The following is a 22130-nucleotide window of genomic DNA, read 5'->3' as shown; positions in this document are numbered from 1 at the left end:
AGGGGTATCACATCGGTTTGGCAGTCCGGGATACCTGGCGACAGCGCACTGCGCATGGAGACGGCCAGATGAATAAAGGATGGCAATGGGCAGGTTGCCTGGGGGCGCAATTCGGTTGCTTGCTGACCGGACTTCATGCGTACGATGGCGCCATGGCGGCCGTCCTCACGCCCGGACAGACTGCCACTGTCGCAGCCGGCGCCGCGCCTGAAACGTGGACGCTCACTGGGGCAACGTTGAATGTCACTCCGGGTGGGCAGACCTTGACGGTCAACGCATCGACCGGATCGACGCTCAATTTCTCCGGTGCCTCGACCACAGGCGGTGTAGTGGTCACCGGCAGCACCGGCGCCTTTACCAATACGACCGTCAACGCGGTCAACGCTATCGGCCTGAGCGCCGTAGCACCGGGCCAGATCCCCGGTACCGGCTCGACCGTGCAAGTCACCGGTGGTGTAATCAATGGCTTTGGTCGTGGGGTCAACGTGTCCACTGGCGGCGCGGTTACGCTGACCGGCACGCAAGTCACAGGTTCGGGTGTAGGGCTTACGTTCATTGATAATGGTTACGGCCTGACGCTGGTCGGTGGCTCAGCGACCGCCCAGGGGTCCAGTACCGTGACAGGCAGCAATCGGGGAGCGCTGGTCATCGATAATGGACCCAGTTTCCTGACGCCCACACTCATTGTGGATAACGCCACGATCAATGGGCAGTCTGGCAGTGGTATCTACGTCGATGCCTTTCGTGGTGCTGCAACACCTACCGTCATCCTGCGCAATGGCGCGGTGGTCAACAGCGCCAATGGCATGCTGCTGCAAGTGGGTGAAGCTGCGGTCGCCAGCCCGTTCCTGGCCACGCTGGGGCTGCAGATCGACAACAGCACCCTGACCGGCAACATCCAGGCGTTCAGCGGTAACGTCGCCAATATCAGCATGAGCAATGGCAGCGCGCTGACGGGCAATCTGACGGATGTCAGCAGTCTGAACATGGACAACAGCCAACTGACTGGCGACATCAATCAGGCCACCGGCACCCTGGTCACGATCTCTCTGGCGAACAATTCCCGCATGACCGGAACCATCGTCAACGCGCGCAGCACGACGCTGGACGCCACCTCGACGTTCGACATGGTCAACGACTCATCGGTGGGCGATCTGACCCTCAATGGCGGTACGGTCAACCTGCGCGCAGGCAATGCGGGCTTTCGTACCCTAACGGCCAGCAGCCTGGCCGGTGCGGGCACCTTTGCTTTGGGCACTGATCTGGCCGGGCACCTGAGCGATCTGGTGAACATTACCGGCAATGCTTCAGGCGATCATGTGCTCAGGGTGCAGAATACCGGGGTCGATGCCATCAATCAGGCGACTCCTCAGCAGGTCGTCCACACCGGCAGCGGTGACGCGACGTTCGCCGTGGCGGGCGGGCAGGTCGACGTCGGTACGTTCGTTTACCGGCTGCAGCAGCAGAACACCGACTGGTTTCTGGTGCCCGAAACCACCGGCGAGCCCGGAGGCCCAGGCGACCCCGGTGGCCCGGGCGATCCAGTGATCAGCCCTTCTGCCCGGGCAGTGATCGGTGTGTTCAGCGCCGCACCAACGGTCTGGTACGGCGAGCTGGCTACCCTGCGCAGCCGGATGGGTGAGTTGCGCAATGGCCATCAGCAGGGCGGGTTCTGGGCGCGTACCTACGGCAACAAGTATCAGGTATCGGCGGCCGACCAAGTGGACTATTCCCAGACCCAGTCTGGCGTCTCTTTCGGCGTCGACACGCCCTTGCCTGCCGCCGACGGCCAATGGCTGGTGGGTGTCATGGGGGGGTACAGCACGTCTGATCTGGATATGCGCCTGGGGGCGGACGGTCAGGTCAACAGCTATTATCTGGGGCTTTACAGCACCTGGCTGTCGACCTCGGGTTATTACGTCGACGCTGTACTGAAGGCCAACCGCTTTCACAACAAGGCTGACGTACGCATGAGTGACGGCGTCAAGGCTCAAGGTGATTACAACAATTACGGGGTGGGCGGCTCGGTCGAAGTCGGAAAAAACATCAAGTTCTCTGATGGCTGGTTCGTCGAGCCCTATGTACAGGTCGCTGCCTTGTGGGTGAACGGTGAAAGCTATGGCCTGGACAACGGCCTGCAAGCCAGGAGCAATCATGCCGACTCGCTGATTGGCAAGTTGGGCACTTATCTGGGGCGTACCATCGCGCTCGATCGCGGCGGATTCGTCCAGCCCTATGTCAGAGTTGCCGCCGCACAGGAGTTTGCTCGCAGCAATGACGTCAAGGTCAACAGCACGACATTCAGTGACGACTTATCGGGCAGTCGCGGCGAAGTGGGGGCAGGGGTGATCGCGCAATTAAGCGATGTATTGCAGCTGCACGCTGACCTTGATTACGGCAACGGAGAAAACATCGAACAACCGTGGGGAGTGAACGTAGGTTTGCGATACACCTGGTGATAAATGCGCGAAAACGTGGGGGATGTACACGTGTGATGATGGGAAAACAGCAATGTCGGAAGTTTCCTACAAGCGTGTGGGAATCGCCTTACCGAAATATATAGCTCATCTGTATTCAATAGCACCTCAATTCTGAACTCGTGCGTCTCTGCGCACGCAAGGTGCTAATTCACTATGAAACTTCAACTCAAGCCCCTCCTGAAGGGGCATTTGCCGTTGTCCATTTGCGCGGCATTCATTTCAATCGATGTAGCCCACGCATTGGATATCGGGCCTGGCCACACGTATTACGTAGGCCCCAATGCTGCTTTGGATGATTACCACTTGTTGGGCAGCGGCGCCAGGCTGGTCGTCCACAGTGATGGCCGCACCGGCCAGATCTCCACGTTCCGAGGCTCCATTCTGGAAATCGACAGCGGCACCGTGACGACCGACAAAGGTCGCGCCATCAATCTGGTCGACAGCGTCGCCACCATTAACAACGCCGTCATCACGGCGCTGGCCAACGCCGCACAGCCCGGCACCGACCGTGCGGCCCTTGCCACCAACCGTGCGGTCGTGGGGTCTGAGGCGACTGTCACCAACAGCGTACTGTCGGGCATCGGCCGCGGGGTGAATGCCGCTGGCGATGCAACGGTCGTGCTCGATAACACCAGTGTCATGGGCCATCGTGGTGGCGAAGAGATCGGCCTCATCCGCGGCGATCTGGGCATCGGTATGGTGGTGGGCGGCTCGGCTGTCGACGTGCGCAACGGCAGCTCGATCACCGGTGATCACGACGGCATTGTCATGATCTCTGCGCAGGTCTTGCCTGGCTACGTCGCCCACTCGCGCGTCAACATCGACGCCTCCAGCGTGACGGGCAAAGAGGGCAGTGCGCTGGTGGTGACCGGGCGTCCGAATGTAAGCGATCCCATGGCGCACATCACCGTCAGCAACGGCTCAACCCTTACCGGCGGCAACGGGATCATCCTGCAGGTTCAGCAAGAAGCCTCGGCGAATTTGAACGTCAACGACAGCCGTCTGGTCGGCGATATTTTCGTGAGTGACGATTCTTTTGCCGAGGTCGAGCTGAACAATCAAGCAAGCCTTACCGGCAAAATCACCAACCTCGGCGTGCTGGATATCGATGGTTCTTCTCAATGGGTGATGGAGGGCGATTCCACCGTCGGCAAACTTGGCCTGAACGGCGGCATGGTCGACCTGCGCGGCACCTCCAATGACTTCCACACCCTCACCGTCGGTGAGCTGTCAGGCACAGGCGTGTTCGCTCTGGGCACCGATCTGGCGGCACAGACCAGCGACCGGCTCGACATCACCGACAGCGCCTCTGGCAGCCATCAGTTGCTGGTACAGAACAGCGGCATCGATCCACTGGCTGGCAGCGACCCCGTGCAACTGGTGCATATTGGATCCGGTGATGCGCAGTTTTCGCTGATTGGCGGCCAGGTTGACTTCGGCACCTTCGCGTATCAGCTGGAGTCCACGGAAAACGGAACCGGTGGCACCGATTGGTCGCTGGTGCAAACCGGCGAGCTGTCAAACTCCTCGCGCTCGGTCGTAGGCCTTTTCAGCGCTGCGCCGACGGTATGGTATGGCGAATCGACCACCCTGCGCAGCCGCATGGGTGAACTGCGCAATGGCAACGATCAGGGCGGCGGCTGGATTCGCAGCTACGGCAACAAACAAAACATGTCCGCCGGTGGCGGGGTGGCCTACAAGCAGGTGCAGCAGGGGATTTCCTTCGGTGCCGACATACCGGTCGCCAACAGCGAAGGTCAGTGGCTGGTGGGCCTGATGGGCGGTTACAGCAAGTCCGATCTGGACCTCAAGCAAGGCACCAAAGGCTCGGTCGACAGTTACTACCTCGGTGCCTACAGCACCTGGCTGGCCGATGACGGTTTCTATGTCGATGCGTTGATCAAGGCCAACCGCTTCCAGAATGAGTCCCAGGTGCGCATGGCCGATGGCCAGAAAGCCAAGGGCAGCTACAACAATGTCGGTGTGGGTGCTTCGGTGGAGGTCGGCAAGCATATCAAGCTGGAAGACCAGTGGTTCGTCGAGCCTTTCGCCCAGGCTTCCGGCCTGGTGGTGGGCGGTGAAAGCTATCGTCTGGACAACGGCCTGCGCGCCAACAGCAACGGCGCCGACTCGCTGCTGGGCAAGGCCGGGTCGCACCTGGGGCGTACCTTCGCCCTGGATGATGGCGGTTTCGTGCAGCCTTACGTAAAAGCTGCCGTGGCCCATGAATTCGTGTCCGGTAACAGCGTCAAGATCAATGACAACCGGTTCAGCAACGACCTCTCCGGTTCGCGCATCGAGCTGGGCGCTGGTGTGGCCGCGCAAGTGACCGACGTGCTGCAGGTGCATGCCGATTTCGACTTCATGAAGGGCAGCAATATTGAGCAACCCTGGGGCGTGAACGTCGGCGTGCGCTACAACTGGTAACGAAGACGCAATCATTTGCTGTAGTGGAAGGGGCATTCAACGGCCCCTTTTTTGTGCCGGCTGGCAACGCGGGAGTCATCACGGCCATCCATCGGTCGATATATCTGCACATAGCTGGCGCGCCACCGGCTCGCGCCATTGGTCTATGCTGCGCCCCGGCATGAAAGGTGCTTGCAGGACCAGGGCGTACCCTGTGCTGCAATCGAATCGATGATTGCAATCCGCCCCTACTCGCAGGGAATGGATTGCCGTATAACGAGCAACAATCGCGTGTCTGGCCACGAAGGACCCACAATAAAAGCTGATGAAGACTCCAAAACGCATTGAACCCCTGATCGAAGACGGTCTGGTAGACGAGGTGCTGCGCCCGCTCATGAGCGGCAAAGAGGCAGCTGTTTATGTGGTGCGCTGCGGCAAACAGCTGCGGTGTGCGAAGGTTTACAAGGAGGCGAACAAACGCAGTTTCCGTCAGGCATCCGAATACCAGGAAGGCCGCAAGGTTCGCGGCAGTCGTGAAGCGCGCGCCATGGCCAAGGGCTCGAAGTTCGGGCGCAAGGAAAGTGAAGACGCCTGGCAGAACGCCGAAGTGTCGGCGCTGTTCAGGCTGGCCAATGCCGGTGTGCGGGTCCCCAAACCCTATGATTTCCTCGACGGCGTGCTGTTGATGGAAATGGTCGCGGACGAATACGGCGATGCGGCGCCGCGTTTGAACGACGTGGTGCTGGAGCCCGATCAGGCGCGCGAGTACCACAGCTTTCTGATCGAGCAGATCGTGCTCATGCTGTGTGCCGGTCTGGTGCACGGTGACCTGTCCGAGTTCAACGTGCTGCTCTCGCCCGAAGGCCCGGTCATCATCGACCTGCCCCAGGCAGTGGATGCGGCAGGCAACAACCACGCCTTCAGCATGCTCGAGCGCGATGTGGGCAACATGGCGTCCTACTTCGGCCGCTTCGCGCCGGAGCTGAAAAAGACCCGTTACGCCAAGGAAATGTGGTCCCACTACCAGGCCGGTACGCTGTCGCCGGGTACCGTCCTGACCGGCCAGTTCGCCGACGCGGACGACATTGCCGACGTGAAGGGTGTGCTGCGCGAAATCGAAGCGGCTCAGCGCGACGAGGCGCGGCGGCAGGCGGCGCGGGCTGCCGAAGATGCGCCGAGGGACAAGGCCGAAGAGCCGACGCCACCGTGGATGCAATAAGCGACTGACAGAAAACCCGGCTCAGGCCGGGTTTTTTGTGCTCGCGCAACACCCTCCCGACGCCAGATCCTTGAGGATCGGGCAGTCGGGGCGGTGATCGCCCTGGCAGTGCTCCACCAGATCCTGCAGGGTGTCGCGCAGCCCGCTCAGCTCGGCGATTTTCTGATTCAGTTCATCGATGTGCTGGCGGGCCAGCGCCTTGACGTCGGCGCTGGCGCGGGCGCGGTCTTGCCAGAGGGTCAGCAGTTTGCCGACTTCTTCCAGGGAAAACCCCAGATCGCGCGAGCGCTTGATGAAGGCCAGGGTGTGCAGGTCGTTTGCGTTGTAGGTGCGATAACCGCTGTCTGTGCGATGCGCGGCTTCCAGCAGGCCGGTGGATTCGTAGTAACGAATCATCTTGGCGCTCAGGCCACTGCTTTTGGCGGCTTGGCCGATGTTCATTGCGTGTCTCCTCGGGTCTGGTGTTAATCAGCAGGTTTCCAGGTCTTGAGTAGCAGGGCGTTGCTCACCACGCTGACGCTGGACAGCGCCATGGCCGCGCCCGCGAACACCGGGTTGAGCAGGCCGAAGGCGGCCAGCGGAATGCCGATCAGGTTGTAGACAAAGGCCCAGAACAGGTTCTGGCGGATCTTGGCGTAGGTCCTGCGGCTGATGTCCAGCGCGGCGGGGATCAGCCGCGGATCGCCGCGCATCAGGGTGATGCCGCTGGCGTGCATGGCCACATCGGTGCCGCCGCCCATGGCAATGCCCACATCGGCTGCCGCCAGTGCCGGTGCGTCGTTGATGCCATCGCCGACCATGGCCACCACGGCGGATTTTTTCAGGGCGATGACGGTGGCGGCCTTGTCGGCGGGCAGGACTTCGGCGTGCACATCGTCGATACCCAGTGTGTCTGCGACGACTTTGGCACTGCCGCGGTTGTCGCCGGTGAGCAGGTGGCTGCTGATCTGGCGTTCGTTCAACTGCTCGATGGCCTTGGCTGCGCCGGGTTTCAGAGTGTCACCGAAGGCGAACAGGCCAAGCACCCCGGGCTGTGGCGCTGTTTCGATCAACCAGGACAACGTGCGGCCTTCGGCTTCCCAAGCTTGAGCCTTGTCGGCATCGCCTGGCGTCAGCGCGGTTTCGTCGAGAAGACGTGTGTTGCCCAGTGCCAGTTCGCGACCTTGCAGCGTGCCAGCGATGCCGCGGCCGGCGAGTGAGCGGCTGTTGGTGACTTCTTCGGGGTTGAGATTGCGCGCTGCACAGGCATCCAGCACCGCCTTGGCTAGCGGATGTTCGCTGCCGCGCTGCAAGGCGCCGGCCATCAGCAGCAGGGCGTTGTCGTCGCCATCGAGCGCCGTCATGTGCGCGATGCGTGGCGTGCCGCTGGTCAGGGTGCCGGTCTTGTCGAAGACCACAGCGGTGACTTCATGGGCACGTTCCAGTGCTTCAGCGTCCTTGATCAGAATGCCGTGGCGGGCCGCCACGCCGGTGCCGGCCATGATCGCGGTCGGCGTTGCCAGGCCCAGCGCGCAAGGGCAGGCGATGACCAGCACCGCGACGGCATTGATCAACGCGGTTTCAAGCGACGCACCGGCCAGCAACCAGCCCACCAATGTCGCCAGCGCGAGCAGCAGCACCACCGGCACGAACACTTGGCTGACTTTATCCACAAGCTTCTGAATCGGCGCCTTGGCCGACTGCGCGTCTTCGACCAGCCGGATGATCCGCGCCAGCACCGTTTCTGCCCCCAGCGCCTCGGTACGAACCAGCAAGCGGCCTTCGCCGTTGATCGCGCCGCCGGTGACCTTGTCGCCGGGCTGCTTGGCGATCGGCAGGCTTTCGCCACTGATCAGCGCCTCATCGGCATGGCTCTGGCCGTCCACCACCACGCCATCCACCGCAAAGCGCTCGCCGGGTTTGACCAGCACCAGATCACCCAGCTTCAACGCGCTGATCGCCACGTCCCGCTCCTGGCCATCGACAACTTGAATGGCCCGCTCAGGGCGCAATGCCTCCAGTGCGCGAATGGCGCTGGCGGTCTGGCGCTTGGCGCTGCTTTCGAGGTATTTGCCCAGCAACACCAGCGTGATCACCACCGCTGATGCCTCGAAATACAGATGCGGCATGTCGTGATGGGCGGCAACCAGCCACTGATAGACGCTCAATCCATAACCGGCACTGGTGCCAAGCGCCACCAGCAGGTCCATGTTCCCGGCACCTGCGCGCACAGCCTTGTAAGCCGCGACATAGAAGCGCGCGCCGAGGAAAAACTGCACGGGCGTGGCCAGCGCGAACTGCAGCCAGGCGGGCAACATCCACTCGATGCCCAACGGCTGCACAAACATCGGCATCACCAGCGGCAGCGCAAGGATGATCGCCATCGCCAGATGCCAGCGTTCGTGATCATGACGCTGCTTCTGCTCGGCCTGCTGCGCCGCGCGATCCTGTTCCAGCGTGGCGCCGTAACCGGCCTTATCCACCGCGGCGATCAGGCTGGCCGGGTCTATCCGTTCCAGTACCTCGACATGGGCGCGCTCGTTGGCCAGGTTGACCGTGGCCGTCTTCACCCCCGGAACCTTGCGCAACGCGCGCTCCACGCGGCCCGCGCAACTGGCGCAGGTCATACCGGTGATGGGCAGATCGAATGTGTCGGGGCTGGGCATTGCGACGGCTCCTTGAAGGCTGATGCCTGCAAGGATCAACCTTGCCACGTTGGCAAGGTCAAGTCCCTATTTCTTTTGCGCCGTCAGCGTATTTCGACGTGATCCAGCGACCGGTCGACGATGACCCGCGCCATGTCGATCAGATGCACCACGGAAAACGCCAGATCGCGTTTGCTGCCATTTTGAGCATCGGCGCTTTCATAGGCCGTGGCCTTGGCGCAACGCAGCAGGCCGGAGAGCTGGGCCAGGGATTCTTCGAGAGTGGGATTGGGTGGATCGGGGGTGATTTTCAGCATTTTGTAATCCTCGGTGATGGACAAGCCACCGAGACATCGCTGCTAAACGAAACAGGGTGGCGGCTTTGACACGGGTTAGCAGACTGGTCCGAGGTACCCCAGCGCACGCGAACGTGCCCCGCGCAAAGCCGCCATAAAGCGGTTTCGCGAACCTCAAAACAAGATGCAGGCTGCTAAACCCGGTCGCTGATTCCCAGCGACGGCCGCAGACTAGACACCAAAATCCAGAGGCACAAGCGGCTGAGAGTTTCTAGGAAATGTCCTGCACAAGAAAGGGACAAGGCTGTAAGAAACGGCCCACAGACCGCCAGATGTGTTGCAGGAAATGGCACCAGGAGCACTCCATCCCCCGTAGCAGCACGGCGTGCCGGCGGGAGCGATCTCAAGTGCGACCCGCGGGCAAGCCCGGCTGCTACGGGACAGCGTAAGCCGATCGCTTTTGATCTGGCTTTTGATCTTCATGCGCGATAGCCCAGACGACACAAGTCGCGACTTGGGTGCAGGCTGAATGGAGGTCTCGCGGAGTGGGCCAAGCGGCAGGATGCCGCGCGAGGCGCGGGGCCATGGATGGCCCATTCGCGCCGGGCCCACGGAGCGGGACCGGAATGAAGGGAGTCCGACGAAGGAGGACCCAAACCAGGAGCAATGGTTTGGTTACTTTGCCGAAACAAAGTAACTCGGCGAAGCCGAAACAGGGCTGACGTTAGGAAGAACCCAGCGTCACGTCAGCCAGCACAGCATCCAATGACACACCGCAAAATCGCGGGCAAGCGCGCTCCTACAAAATCAATAATTCAACTCAGCCCGCTTCAGATACATCCCGTTCGGCCCCGACGCAATCCGATACTTCTGCACATCCCCGGCATTGATATGCAACCGCGTATTGTTCTGCGCCTCGATCCCCGGCGAACACCCCGGCGTCTGCCCCGGCAACACCCGCAAGCGCACCGACAGATCCCCCGCCGGCAAATTGAACGAACGCGACTCCTCCTGAAACAACCGCCCGACCAACTGATCCTGCATGTAAATCCCGATCTCGCAGGACGTCGCCACCTCCAGCCGCTCACGGGAAATGATAAGCACGCCATAATCCTGATCGGCCTGCGCCCACGAAGCACAAGCCAGCAGGCCGACAAAACCTGCAATGCGAAAGACTGACCAGCCCATGGCCGAATCTCCTGATGTACGTTGATGAAACACTTTGGCCCAGCTTATCCGCGAATACCAGCCCGGCCGATGCACAGGAAACTTGACCTTGCCATGGTGGCAAGGTCGAAGATCGCGACATTCGGTTGCTTTCACATCACCTCAGGAGTCACGCAATGCAGACATTCAACGTACAAGGCATGACCTGCGGCCACTGCGTACGCGCGGTCACCAACGCAATCAAGGGCGAAGATCCGGCCGCCGAGGTGCAGATCGATCTGGCCAAGGGCGAGGTGGCGGTGCAGAGCCAGCTGCCCACCGAGCAAATCATCGGCCTCATTGTGGAAGAGGGCTACACGGCGAAGATGGCTTGATCAAACCTGCTTCTGCCCGGAGGGCGTAGGAGCCCAGCTTGCTGGCGATCTGCCGGGAACCGGCAGTAAAACCGTCGTATGCGGTGTGTCAGGCACGACCGAAGCGGATGGTTTTGCTGCCGCTGCGCGCCAGATCGCGAGCAAGCTTGCTCCCACGGCCTTCGGCCAGAATCAAGAGCGGCGGTGTTCAGTAGTGATACCACTTCAACTCAAGCATCACCTCGTTCACCGGCGAAGTCAGCTCGCTGAAATCGCGTTGCGCACTGAGCCTTACGCCCAGGTTGCGCGACACTTCCCACTGCTGATTCAGACTGATCGTGCGCCGCACTTCGCCGTTGGTGAAGTAATCGCCCTTGGTTTCCAGGCTGAAATTGCCCAGCGGATTGCGCCACAGCACCCCCGTATTGAACCCGGCCGCCGGTGACACCAGCGCAGAAAAATCATTGTTGTGCTCCACCCGCACCGTGCCCAGGGCAAAGCCCAACACATCGTCGCCCAGCTTCCAGGTACCGCCAGCGCCGCCATTCACATGGCTGACCAGATTCTCGTCGCCGTGCTTGCCCAACACTCGCTCAAGGCCGCCTGCCACTTGCCATGACCAGGGTTGCAGCAGCTCGTTGCGCGGGGTCAGGGAGCGGATGGTCGCCAGATCCAGCCGCTGCACCTGCCACTTGTTGTTTTCGTACTGGCGCAAATTCAACTGCAGGATTTCGATCTGCGCGCCCAGCGGGAAGCCGTAGGCGTTATCGTTGAGGTCGTGATAGGCCATGCGCAATCCGTACTCGGCAAAGGCTTTGTCGTCCCGCGTGCCCACGCCCAGCTGCCAGGTGCGCGACTCATGGCCATCTTCGGGCAGGCCCGGACGTTCGATCTCCAGCGCCGGCGGCGGGTTGGTGGCGATGGCGCGCAGCAGGTCGTAACTGCGCTGTGAGCGCGCCGGGTCGCGTTCTTCGCCATTGGCGCGATAGCGCTCCAGACGATAGGCCGCATCCTGAATCAACGCCTGACGCTCCTTCGGCAAGGCGAGGTAGTCGGGGCTCTGCATCTGCTTCTGATCAGCGCTGACGTTCAGCACCTGCTGTTTCTCGGCATGGGTCAAAGGTTCGGCGCGGCTGAGCAGTTCGCGTTCCTTGGACGGCCGATAGTCGATCTTCTCCACCAGCCCCGCCTCCTTGACCGCGCGCACGGTGTCGGTGGGGATGGCGGTCAGGCGAAACTGCGGCGTCAGGTTCAGGCTCGGCCGCGCCACTTGCAGCAGTTCGAGCAGGCGATACGAGCAGTTTTCGTCGAAGAAGAAATAACCGAAGCGAATCTGTTTGAGTTCCCACACGTGCTCGACCATGCGCCGGGTTTCTTCGGCTGTCAGATTCAGGCGGTATTCCCACAGGTCGCGGTTCTCGAGGCTGCTGTATTCGGAGAGTTTTTCCTGATACGGCACCAGCGCGAACAGCCCCGGATAGCCGCCCATCAGGCCTTTCCAGGCGTAGAGAATGCTGTTGTCAGAGCCCTCGATGTAGGCCCCGAAGTTGATCGCGTAGCTGAGCAGCGCGGTCTGGTTGGTCTGCACGTCCGCCTGGTCGATACGCAGCAGCGTGTGGCCGAACATCGACGACGGGCTGTTGAGGTAGGCGGCGGGGAAGATCATCACCGTGCTGTCGGGCGCCACGTCGGCGAACCATTTGCTGAATTCCGGGCAGTCGACGGCGGGCAGGTCGGTCAGTTTCAGCTCGTCGCGCAGGTAGCGGGTTCGGGACGGGTAGACGCATTGCGGGTGCAGGTCCTGCTTGCCTTGCACCACCGGGCGATAGATCGCTTCAAGGGTGGCGGCGAGTTCGGCTTTCGGGTCATGGGCGCCGTCTTTGGCGAGGAAGAATTTCGGGTCGTCGACATAGCTGCGCCAGCCGCCGAGCTTGCCGGCTTCGTAATGGCCAATGGCGATCCAGAATCTGGAAAGGGCCAGTTGCTGCAAACGGTCGTTGTCTACATGCGGCGTGGCGTACAGCGGGGCGCAGGCACAGAGCGCCAGCCAGGCGAGGCGTTTGAGCATAGGTTGGCAACTAGTCAGAGAGGGACGAAATCAGTGAATGCCTGCCCTCCCGAAGAAGGGCAGGGTGCAGCGGCATCAAGCCTGGGTGGCGTACTTGGCCAGGGTTGGGTCGTTTTTCAGCACGTCGAGGGTGTTGGTGTGAACATCCTCGGCAGTGGCATCGGCCTTGTTGAAGATCTGCTGGTAGTGATCGTGGGTCACGGCCGCGAAACGGGCACGATCCTGTGGCGCGACGCCCAGCACCACCGCGTAGGTGGTCAGTGCTTCGCCCTGGCCCATGGCCATATCCTTGGAGAGCTCGTCCATCATGCCGTTCATCGACAGCCAGGATTTGCCGCCGTACGTCAGCGCAGCGTTGGTGGAGCAGCCGTTGGTACCGGAGGTCATGCCGAAGGTGGCGTTGCCGGAGGTGCCGTTGGTGGTGGAAGCGAGGAAGTGAGCCGGGGTACCGCGCTGCCCTTCGAACAGCATGTTGCCCCATCCGCAGTCTGGACCGCCGGGAGCTTGAGCCATGGCGTTTATGGACACAGCGGCGAAGAGAGTACCAAGAAGAATCCGTTTCATAGCTTTAGTCTCTGTTGTTTCAACCAAGGGTCGGAGGCCTGGCCGATGCTCGCACCAGGAGGGCCGGTTTTTAATGTTGTTACCGGCCGCGCAGGTTGGAGTTTAGGCACGATCTGAACGTTCCGTGATTTATTGCAGTTTGTTGTATGCAGGCTGCGGCTTAAAACCCTGTGGGAATGTTCATCAAGCTAAAACATATTCAGGTGTTTCCTGCCTTGCCAGTCTGGTGCGCCGAGCGCCAGAATGCCCCCATCTGCCCCGCCTGATGTAAGGATGTCCGATGCCCGATTCTGTAGCTGCCAGCCTGCGACTTGCGCCCGAGGCGCTGACCCGTCCCTTCTCTGCTGAACAGTTCAGCTTCACGACAACCAACGATCTGGAACCCTTTCGCGGCGTGCTCGGCCAGGAACGAGCGGTCGAGGCCCTGCAATTCGGGGTGGCGATGCCTCGCCCCGGCTACAACGTCTTCGTCATGGGCGAGCCCGGCACGGGGCGCTTCTCGTTCGTCAAGCGCTACCTCAAGGCCGAGGGCAAGCGCATGCAGACCCCGCCGGACTGGGTCTACGTCAACAACTTCGATGAGCCGCGCGAGCCCCGTGCGCTGGAGCTGCCGCCCGGCAGCGCGGCCTCGTTCATGGCGGACATCAACGGCCTGATCGACAACCTGCTGTCGACGTTCCCTGCGGTGTTCGAGCACCCGTCCTACCAGCAGAAGAAGAGCGCCATCGACCGCGCTTTCAACCAGCGCTATGACAAGGCGCTCGACGTGATCGAGCGTCTGGCCCTGGAGAAAGACGTCGCCCTGTACCGCGACAGCAGCAACATCGCCTTCACCCCGATGCTCGATGGCAAGGCGCTGGACGAGGCCGAGTTCTCGCAGCTGCCAGATGCCGATCGCGAGCGCTTTCACAGTGATATCGCCGAACTCGAAGAGCGCCTCAACGAGGAACTGGCGAGCCTGCCGCAGTGGAAGCGCGAGTCCGGCAATCAGCTGCGCCAGCTCAATGACGAGACCATCATCCTGGCCCTGCAACCGCTGCTGGCGCCGCTGTCGGAGCAGTACGCGGAAAACGCGGCGGTGTGCGCCTATCTGCAGGCCATGCAGGTCAATCTGCTGAAAACCGTGGTCGAGCAGCTGGTCGACGACAGCAAGACCGACGCCCAGGCGCGCAAGCTGCTGGAAGAGCAATACTCGCCAAGCCTGGTGGTCGGCCATTCGGCCAGCGGCGGGGCGCCGGTGGTGTTCGAGCCGCACCCGACCTACGACAACCTGTTCGGCCGCATCGAATACAGCACCGATCAGGGCGCGCTGTACACCACCTATCGCCAACTGCGTCCGGGCGCGTTTCACCGGGCCAATGGCGGCTTCCTGATCCTGGAAGCCGAGAAGATGCTCAGCGAGCCGTTCGTGTGGGATGCGCTCAAGCGTGCCCTGCAGTCGCGCAAGCTGAAGATGGAATCGCCGCTGGGCGAGCTGGGCCGCCTGGCCACCGTCACCCTGACGCCGCAGATGATCCCGTTGCAAGTCAAGGTCATCATCATCGGCGCGCGGTCGCTGTATTACACGCTGCAGGACCTGGATCCGGACTTCCAGGAGATGTTCCGGGTGCTGGTGGACTTCGATGAAGACATTCCGATGGTCGACGAGAGCCTGGAGCAGTTCGCCCAGTTGCTCAAGACCCGCACTTCCGAGGAAGGCATGGCGCCGCTGACCGCCGATGCGGTGGCGCGCCTGGCGACCTACAGCGCACGTCTGGCCGAGCATCAGGGGCGTTTGTCGGCGCGCATCGGCGACCTGTTCCAACTGGTCAGCGAGGCGGATTTCATCCGCAGCCTGGCCAATGACGAACGCACCGATGCAGGCCACATCGAGCGTGCGCTCAAGGCCAAGGCCACGCGCACCGGGCGTGTCTCGGCGCGGATTCTCGACGACATGCTCGCCGGCATCATCCTGATCGACACCGCCGGTGCCGCCGTGGGCAAGTGCAACGGCCTGACGGTGCTGGAAGTGGGCGACTCGGCCTTCGGTGTGCCGGCGCGGATTTCCGCCACGGTCTATCCGGGCGGCAGCGGCATCGTCGACATCGAGCGTGAGGTCAACCTGGGCCAGCCGATCCACTCCAAGGGCGTGATGATTCTCACCGGCTACCTGGGCAGCCGTTACGCGCAGGAATTCCCACTGGCGATTTCCGCGAGCATCGCGCTGGAGCAGTCCTACGGTTACGTGGATGGCGACAGTGCCTCGCTGGGCGAGGTCTGCACGCTGATTTCCGCGCTGTCGAAAACGCCGCTCAAGCAGTGTTTCGCCATCACCGGTTCCATCAACCAGTTTGGTGAAGTGCAGGCGGTGGGTGGGGTCAACGAGAAGATCGAAGGCTTCTTCCGGCTTTGCGAAGCCCGCGGGCTGACCGGCGATCAGGGCGCGATCATCCCCCACGCCAACGTCGCCACGCTAATGCTCGACGAGCGCGTGCTGCAGGCGGTGCGTGCCGGATTGTTCCATGTGTACGCGGTGCGCCAGGTCGACGAAGCGCTGAGCCTGCTGGTGGGCGAAGCAGTCGGCGAGGCGGATGAAGACGGGCAGTTCCCGGAAAATTCGGTCAATGGTCGGGTGGTGGATCGCCTGCGCGATATCGCCGAAATGCTCAGCGACGAAGACCTCAAAGAGCTCGAAAAAGAGGCGCCACAATTACAGCCTGAACTGAAAAGTTGAGTGTTTGACGTCAACTAAAAAGGGCGCCTGATGGCCAAATGACCATTCGGCGCCCTTTTTTGTTTTCACTCTTTTCCTTGGGGCTATTTGTTCGTTATTGTCGCCTTACAGCAGTTGTCAAATGGACTGACGCGTTTCCCGGGCAGTAAGGGGAAATGAATACTGCAATCAATGAGGAGCTCGCCATGCCGCGCAGCCTCTGTCTTACTCGCCAATGCCTGGGTCTGGTGACCCGTATCGAATGTGTGATTCGCCCTCTGTCCGGTGACAACGGTATGTGGACCCTGTTGTTTGCCGCCGGGATGTCCGGGGAACAGCCTTCGGCCCTCAAGGCCCAGGGTCCGTTTCATGGTCCGGTCGCTGCCGAGTCGGTGCTCGACGCGATTGCCGAAAGCCTGGCGCTGCACGGCTACCAGACCGCCGAAGAAATTCCGATCTGGAGCCTTCATCTGCAAGGTGAACTGCGAAGGATCAACGGCGGTGCCCACAGCCAGCGAACTTCTCCCGCCCACTGATACTCTGCCTCGACGAACGCCGCGCCCGTTTTCCTGTTCCACAGGGCTGTAGCACGGGATTCGTCGAGACTTCCCTTCAAGTTAATTGTTTCAAGTTTTGTCGCGAGCGCTTGTGTGCCACAGCCTTCGCCCTATACTCGCGGGCCTTCAATCAACTGTGAGTTTCAATGGAACGCTTTATCGAAAATGCCATGTACGCATCGCGCTGGTTGCTGGCGCCGATCTACATTGGTCTGTCCCTGGGGCTGCTAGCGCTGGCACTGAAGTTCTTTCAGGAAATCTTCCACGTCTTACCCAATATCTTCTCGCTAGCCGAGTCGGACCTGATTCTGGTGCTCCTGTCGTTGATCGACATGGCGCTGGTGGGCGGCCTGCTGGTGATGGTGATGATCTCCGGCTACGAAAACTTCGTCTCGGAACTGAACATCGACGAGGGCAAGGAAAAGCTCAGCTGGCTGGGCAAGATGGACTCTTCGTCGCTGAAGATGAAAGTCGCCGCGTCCATCGTGGCCATCTCCTCGATCCACCTGCTGCGCGTGTTCATGGACGCCAAGAACATCGAGCCGCAGTACCTGATGTGGTACGTGATCATTCACATGACCTTCGTGGTCTCGGCGTTTGCCATGGGTTATCTGGACAAGCTGACCAAGCATTGATGCCAGGCGCGTGTTGCGTGTGGGATGTGGGGCGCCGCTAACGGACCAGCGGCCCCCTCGATACCTTGATCTGCGACCAGACTGGGCGAAACTTGCAGTTCGCTCACAGAAGTCCGAGATCAACGAGGGGCCTCTCATGAATCTGCAGGAACTCACCGCCCACGCCAGCGCGGGCCACATCGACGAGCTCAACCTCATCTCCATGGAAGGCGGCATCTATCTGCTCGAAGCGCGGATGCACGGTGCGGCTCATCCGCTCAACGACGCCAATGGCAAGACGCTGCACCTGCGCTCGGTCGAGCATGCGCGGGACGTGCTGCACGCGATCACGCCGATGCCGTTCAACCTGGTTCACGCCGTGGTGCACGATGAAATGTGCGGCATGCGCGACGATGAAGAACAGACGGTGCGGGTGCCGATGTCGATTCGCTCGGCCTGGTGAAAAACCTCGCGTCTAGGGCGCACTGACCAGATGTGCTAGGCTGCTCGGCCTTTTAGATCGGGTACCTTCCGGTGCCCAACAGCGGAGCAGCACCATGTCCGAAGTCAATCTGTCCACCGACGAAACCCGCGTCAGCTACGGCATCGGCCGCCAGCTGGGCGATCAACTGCGCGACAACCCGCCACCGGGCGTAAGCCTGGACGCCATTCTGGCGGGCCTGACCGACGCGTTCGGTGGCATTCCAAGCCGCGTCAGCCAGGAAGAAATGGCGGCCAGCTTCAAAGTCATTCGCGACATCATGCAGGCCGAAGCGGCTGCCAAGGCCGAGAAGGCTGCCGGCGCTGGCAAAGAATACCTGGCTGAAAACGCCAAGCGTGAAGGCGTGACCACTCTGGCCTCGGGCCTGCAGTTTGAGGTGATCACCGCAGGCGAAGGCGCCCAGCCAACCCGCGAAAGCAACGTGCGCACCCACTACCACGGCATGCTGATCGACGGCACCGTGTTCGACAGCTCCTACGATCGTGGCGAGCCTGCCGAATTCCCGGTCGGCGGCGTGATCGCCGGCTGGACCGAAGCCCTGCAACTGATGAAGGCCGGCAGCAAATGGCGCCTGCACGTGCCGAGCGAACTGGCTTACGGCGCACAAGGCGTGGGCAGCATCCCGCCGCACAGCGTGCTGGTGTTCGATGTAGAGCTGCTTGACGTGCTCTAAGCAGTCGCAAGCTTGAAGCGGTAAGTTTCAGGCAAGCAGAACGTTGCCGGATGCGCCTCGGCGTTAAACCGGCAACGTTTGCAGTACCGCATCAATGCAGTTCACAGGCCGGGCGCAAGGCTCGGGCATAGCAGAACAGGAACAGGCTGCGCACCATTTCCTTTTGCACACCGGGTTCGCACGAACTCAGGCTGTGGACATCCAGGTCTCCCTGATCCCGCAATTCATCCAGTGCGTCTTCCTCCAGCACGGCACAGACCTCGCCGGTTTCGCGGTGCAGGATGCGAAGGTAGGGGTGCGGGCGATCCAGCCAGGCGTCGATCAGATAAGTCATGTTGGTTCTCCTTGAAAGGTCTCAATGAGAATAATTCTTATTCATGGAATAGCAAGGATCTATTTGAGATTAACTCGCATTTTGTCGGATGGTTGATCTGAATCAGGATTCACCTCGGTCCGTAGCAGCACGGCTTGCCGGCGGGAGCGGTGTGTCAGGCGATATCTTCGTCACTGATACACCGCCCCGCCGGCAAGCCGTGCTGCTACGCCGATGAGGAGACGGGAACAAAAAAGCCCGTCACTCAGGACGGGCTTTTCGGTACAGCATCCGACGATCAATGCGTACGCGCGACCGCGAACTCGCTCAGCTCGATCAGCGCATCGCGGTATTGGCTGGCTGGCAGGGCCTCCAGGCAGGCGATGGCGCGTGCGGCGTAGTCGCGGGCCAGTTTGGCGGTGTAGTCCAGCGAACCGGACTGCTCAACCGCTTCGCGGATGCTCTCCAGGTCTTCCAGGCCGCCTTTCTGAATGGCCTTGCGCACTAGTGCCGCCTGCTCGGGCGTGCCTTCGCGCATGGTGTAGATCAGCGGCAGGGTCGGCTTGCCTTCGGCCAGGTCGTCGCCGATGTTCTTGCCCATGGTCTCGGCGTCGCCGCGGTAGTCCAGCAGGTCGTCGACCAACTGGAACGCGATACCCAGGTGATCACCGAAGGTACGCAGCGCTTCGCTCTGCGCTTCGTCGGCCTGGGCCAGGGCGGCAGCGCTGTGGGTCGAGGCTTCGAACAGCATGGCTGTCTTGCCGCGAATCACTTCCATGTAGGTTTCTTCGGTGGTGCTGGCATCGCGGACCTTGGACAGCTGCAACACTTCACCCTCGGCGATCACGCGAGTGGCCTTGGAAAGGATCTTCATGACCGGCATCGAGCCCAGCTCGACCATCATTTCGAAGGAGCGCGAGTACAGGAAGTCGCCGACCAGCACGCTGGGCGCGTTGCCCCACATGGCGTTGGCGGTCGAGCGGCCGCGGCGCATGCCGGACATGTCGACCACGTCGTCGTGTAGCAGGGTCGCGGTGTGCAGGAATTCGATGGTGGCGGCCAGCAGGCGCAGGTTGTCGCCTTCGTGGCCCAATGCCTTGCCGCACAGCAGCACCAGCAGCGGACGCAGGCGCTTGCCACCGGCGGAGGTGATGTAGTCGCCGATTTTCGAGACCAGCGGCACGCGCGACGTCAACTGCTTCTTGATAATGTGATCGACGGCTGTAAAGTCGTCAGCCACAGCGTGATAGAAGGCTTGAGGTTGCATCTGCAAGGCGTGCTCCATAAGGGTTGCGCGGCATGCTAGGTGGCAGGCCCCACCCTGTCAAGGCGTGACGTACGGCCCCTTGCAAGGCGAACGCCGCTTGCGTACAATCGCGCACCCTAACTTTCCTGGGCAGCACCTGCCTTACGCAATTGCATGTCAGGCCTTTCCAGCCCCATGCAGCCATGCCAGCCGATACTCTTCTTATAAAGAGCTGGGTGAGCAGGATTTTCGGAGATATACCCATGTCGTACGCAGTAATCGTTACTGGTGGCAAGCAGTACAAAGTCGCCCCAGGTGAATACCTGAAAATTGAAAAACTGGAAGTCGCCACTGGCGAAACCGTTACCTTCGACCGCGTTCTGCTGGTTGCCAACGGTGACGACGTCAACATCGGCGCTCCAGTTGTCGCCGGCGCTACCGTATCGGCTGAAGTCGTGTCGCAAGGCCGTCACGATAAAGTCCGCATCATCAAGTTCCGCCGTCGTAAGCACCACATGAAGCGTATGGGCCACCGCCAGTGGTTCACCGAGATCAAAATCACCGGTATCCAGGCCTGATTTTCAGCCTGATACCCATATAGGAGTATTGAACTCATGGCACACAAAAAAGCTGGTGGTAGTACCCGTAACGGTCGCGACTCAGAAGCCAAACGACTTGGCGTGAAGATGTACGGCGGCCAGACCATCATCCCGGGCAACATCATTGTTCGTCAGCGCGGCACCGAGTTCCACGCTGGCTACGGTGTTGGCATGGGCAAAGACCACACCCTGTTCGCGAAAATCGAAGGTGTGATCAAGTTCCAGGTCAAAGGCGCCTTCGGTCGTCGCTATGTAAGCATCGTGCCTAAGGCTGAAGCCGCAGCATAATCTTGCAGTAGCAGTAAAAGGCCCTGTCTCTGACAGGGCTTTTTCGTTTGTAGAAGCTGCGGTTTGGTGAGTCTCTTGCAAAGCTGTTTGTGTGGGCCGTTGTGGTGTGAAGCGCTGGTTTTTGATCGGTACCGCAACGCTCATCTTTGCAAGAGCCTTATGAATTTATGTTGTTTGCTCGTCTTTGTGACGGGAGGCGTGCGTTATGAAATTTGTTGATGAAGTATCCATTCGGGTGAAGGCCGGTGACGGCGGCAACGGTTGCATGAGCTTCCGTCGCGAAAAATTCATCGAAAACGGTGGTCCCAACGGCGGTGACGGTGGCGACGGCGGCTCGATCTTCATGGTCGCCGACGAGAACCTCAACACCCTGGTCGACTACCGCTACACCCGTCACTTCGAGGCCGAGCGTGGCTCCAACGGCGGCAGCACCGATTGCACCGGCAAGAAAGGCGAGGACCTGATCCTGCGCGTGCCGGTTGGCACCACTGTTATCGACTCCAGCACCCAGGAAATCATCGGCGACCTGACCAAGGCCGGTCAGAAACTGATGGTGGTGCAGGGCGGCTGGCACGGCCTGGGCAACACTCGCTTCAAATCCAGTACCAACCGTGCGCCACGCCAGACCACGCCGGGCAAGCCGGGCGAGCAGCGTGACCTGAAGCTGGAAATGAAAGTGCTGGCCGACGTTGGTCTGCTGGGCTTGCCAAATGCCGGCAAGAGCACCTTCATTCGTTCGGTATCGGCCGCCAAGCCGAAAGTCGCCGACTACCCGTTCACCACGCTGGTGCCCAACCTGGGCGTGGTCAGCGTCGATCGCTGGAAGAGCTTCGTCATTGCCGACATTCCGGGTCTGATCGAAGGCGCATCCGACGGCGCCGGCCTGGGTATTCGCTTCCTCAAGCACTTGGCGCGTACCCGTCTGTTGCTGCACCTCGTCGACATGGCGCCGCTGGATGAAAGCGATCCGGCCGATGCCGCTGAAGTCATCGTCAACGAGCTGGTCAAGTTCAGCCCGGCGCTGAACGATCGCGACCGCTGGCTGGTGCTGAACAAGTGCGACATGCTCCCCGAAGAAGAGCATGAGGCAATCAAGCAGCGGATCGTCGAGCGTCTGAACTGGGAAGGCCCGGTCTACATGATTTCGGCGATTTCCAAGCTGGGCACCGAGCGCATTAGTCACGACATCATGCGTTATCTGGAAGATCGCGCCGACCGTCTGGCCAATGACCCGGCCTACGCCGAAGAGCTGGCCGAGCTGGATCAGCGCATTGAGGACGAAGCCCGCGCTCAGCTGCAGGCGCTGGATGATGCCCGTGCCCTGCGTCGCAGCGGCGTGAAGAGCGTGCATGACATCGGCGACGATGATTGGGACGATGATTTCGAGGATGATGAAGACGGTCCGGAAATCATTTACGTCCGTGAGTGATCGAGTGAAGTAAACTACAGCGCCGCTCCCAGAGCGGCGT

The 22130-nt window shown here is 61.1% G+C and carries 20 protein-coding genes; 12 read left to right on the top strand and 8 right to left on the bottom strand.

The window, feature by feature from the left end; all coding sequences use genetic code 11:
• Positions 1-68 precede the first annotated feature (68 nt).
• From AC1MEK_RS19290 to AC1MEK_RS19280, 3 genes are all read left to right on the top strand, one after another.
• Entirely contained in the window at positions 69-2459 is a 2391-nt protein-coding gene (locus tag AC1MEK_RS19290; RefSeq protein WP_480397862.1) for an autotransporter outer membrane beta-barrel domain-containing protein, read from the top strand.
• Positions 2460-2783: 324 nt separating this feature from the next.
• The gene (locus AC1MEK_RS19285) at positions 2784-4907 is read left to right on the top strand and encodes an autotransporter outer membrane beta-barrel domain-containing protein (protein ID WP_480397861.1); all 2124 of its coding nucleotides are present in this window, start codon (positions 2784-2786) and stop codon (positions 4905-4907) included.
• A 304-nt stretch (positions 4908-5211) separates the two neighbouring features.
• On the top strand, positions 5212-6105 hold the full coding sequence (locus AC1MEK_RS19280) for a PA4780 family RIO1-like protein kinase (protein ID WP_480397860.1): 894 nt from the start codon (positions 5212-5214) through the stop codon (positions 6103-6105).
• A gap of 21 nt (positions 6106-6126) precedes the next feature.
• On the opposite strand, the gene cueR is transcribed toward AC1MEK_RS19280, so the two are convergent.
• From cueR to AC1MEK_RS19260, 4 genes are all read right to left on the bottom strand, one after another.
• Positions 6127-6546, bottom strand: a complete 420-nt coding sequence (cueR, locus tag AC1MEK_RS19275; RefSeq protein WP_480397859.1) for a Cu(I)-responsive transcriptional regulator — start codon at positions 6544-6546, stop codon at positions 6127-6129.
• Positions 6547-6569: 23 nt separating this feature from the next.
• Complete coding sequence (locus AC1MEK_RS19270; RefSeq protein ID WP_480397858.1) at positions 6570-8750, bottom strand: heavy metal translocating P-type ATPase; 2181 nt, start codon at positions 8748-8750, stop codon at positions 6570-6572.
• 83 nt (positions 8751-8833) lie between these two features.
• The gene (locus tag AC1MEK_RS19265) at positions 8834-9046 is read right to left on the bottom strand and encodes a DUF6124 family protein (RefSeq protein ID WP_480397857.1); all 213 of its coding nucleotides are present in this window, start codon (positions 9044-9046) and stop codon (positions 8834-8836) included.
• Between the two features lie 786 nt (positions 9047-9832).
• Entirely contained in the window at positions 9833-10213 is a 381-nt protein-coding gene (locus AC1MEK_RS19260) for a hypothetical protein (protein ID WP_480397856.1), read from the bottom strand.
• Between the two features lie 155 nt (positions 10214-10368).
• Between AC1MEK_RS19260 and AC1MEK_RS19255 the strand changes: the two genes are divergently transcribed.
• Positions 10369-10566: a heavy-metal-associated domain-containing protein gene (locus AC1MEK_RS19255; protein ID WP_480397855.1), complete on the top strand. Its 198-nt coding sequence runs from the start codon at positions 10369-10371 to the stop codon at positions 10564-10566.
• 187 nt (positions 10567-10753) lie between these two features.
• Here the strand turns inward: AC1MEK_RS19255 and AC1MEK_RS19250 are convergent, their stop codons facing one another.
• Both AC1MEK_RS19250 and AC1MEK_RS19245 read right to left on the bottom strand, forming a co-directional pair.
• A complete protein-coding gene (locus tag AC1MEK_RS19250) occupies positions 10754-12613 on the bottom strand; it encodes an Lnb N-terminal periplasmic domain-containing protein (protein WP_480397854.1) in 1860 nt (619 codons plus the stop codon).
• A 75-nt stretch (positions 12614-12688) separates the two neighbouring features.
• Positions 12689-13177, bottom strand: coding sequence for a DUF3015 domain-containing protein (locus AC1MEK_RS19245; protein ID WP_480397853.1), 489 nt, complete (start codon positions 13175-13177; stop codon positions 12689-12691).
• Positions 13178-13457: 280 nt separating this feature from the next.
• Here AC1MEK_RS19245 and AC1MEK_RS19240 point away from each other — a divergent pair, with 280 nt between their 5' ends.
• The 5 genes from AC1MEK_RS19240 to bamJ all read left to right on the top strand — a co-directional run bounded on the left by AC1MEK_RS19240 (position 13458) and on the right by bamJ (position 18215).
• Complete coding sequence (locus AC1MEK_RS19240; protein WP_480397852.1) at positions 13458-15890, top strand: Lon protease family protein; 2433 nt, start codon at positions 13458-13460, stop codon at positions 15888-15890.
• Between the two features lie 185 nt (positions 15891-16075).
• Positions 16076-16405 (top strand): PA4575 family protein, encoded by a 330-nt coding sequence (locus AC1MEK_RS19235; protein WP_480397851.1) that lies wholly within the window; start codon positions 16076-16078, stop codon positions 16403-16405.
• A 167-nt stretch (positions 16406-16572) separates the two neighbouring features.
• A complete protein-coding gene (locus AC1MEK_RS19230; RefSeq protein WP_480397850.1) occupies positions 16573-17061 on the top strand; it encodes a TIGR00645 family protein in 489 nt (162 codons plus the stop codon).
• A 136-nt stretch (positions 17062-17197) separates the two neighbouring features.
• A complete protein-coding gene (locus AC1MEK_RS19225) occupies positions 17198-17503 on the top strand; it encodes a DUF6482 family protein (protein ID WP_480397849.1) in 306 nt (101 codons plus the stop codon).
• 94 nt (positions 17504-17597) lie between these two features.
• Positions 17598-18215 carry a BamJ family beta-barrel-assembly machinery protein gene (gene bamJ, locus AC1MEK_RS19220; protein WP_480397848.1) on the top strand — a complete coding sequence of 206 codons (618 nt, stop codon included), beginning with the start codon at positions 17598-17600 and terminating at the stop codon, positions 18213-18215.
• A gap of 91 nt (positions 18216-18306) precedes the next feature.
• Here the strand turns inward: bamJ and AC1MEK_RS19215 are convergent, their stop codons facing one another.
• Both AC1MEK_RS19215 and AC1MEK_RS19210 read right to left on the bottom strand, forming a co-directional pair.
• Complete coding sequence (locus AC1MEK_RS19215) at positions 18307-18549, bottom strand: PA4570 family protein (protein WP_404633982.1); 243 nt, start codon at positions 18547-18549, stop codon at positions 18307-18309.
• Between the two features lie 277 nt (positions 18550-18826).
• Entirely contained in the window at positions 18827-19795 is a 969-nt protein-coding gene (locus AC1MEK_RS19210; RefSeq protein WP_480397905.1) for a polyprenyl synthetase family protein, read from the bottom strand.
• 242 nt (positions 19796-20037) lie between these two features.
• Between AC1MEK_RS19210 and rplU the strand changes: the two genes are divergently transcribed.
• From rplU to cgtA, 3 genes are all read left to right on the top strand, one after another.
• Positions 20038-20352 (top strand): 50S ribosomal protein L21, encoded by a 315-nt coding sequence (gene rplU, locus AC1MEK_RS19205; RefSeq protein ID WP_480397847.1) that lies wholly within the window; start codon positions 20038-20040, stop codon positions 20350-20352.
• Between the two features lie 36 nt (positions 20353-20388).
• Complete coding sequence (gene rpmA / locus AC1MEK_RS19200) at positions 20389-20661, top strand: 50S ribosomal protein L27 (protein ID WP_480397846.1); 273 nt, start codon at positions 20389-20391, stop codon at positions 20659-20661.
• Positions 20662-20866: 205 nt separating this feature from the next.
• The gene (cgtA, locus tag AC1MEK_RS19195) at positions 20867-22090 is read left to right on the top strand and encodes an Obg family GTPase CgtA (protein ID WP_480397845.1); all 1224 of its coding nucleotides are present in this window, start codon (positions 20867-20869) and stop codon (positions 22088-22090) included.
• Positions 22091-22130: the final 40 nt, after the last annotated feature.

This window comes from Pseudomonas sp. 2 (assembly GCF_056627435.1).
The sequence above is the reverse complement of the archived record's forward strand: the minus strand, read 5'-3'. Positions and strand labels throughout refer to the sequence as shown.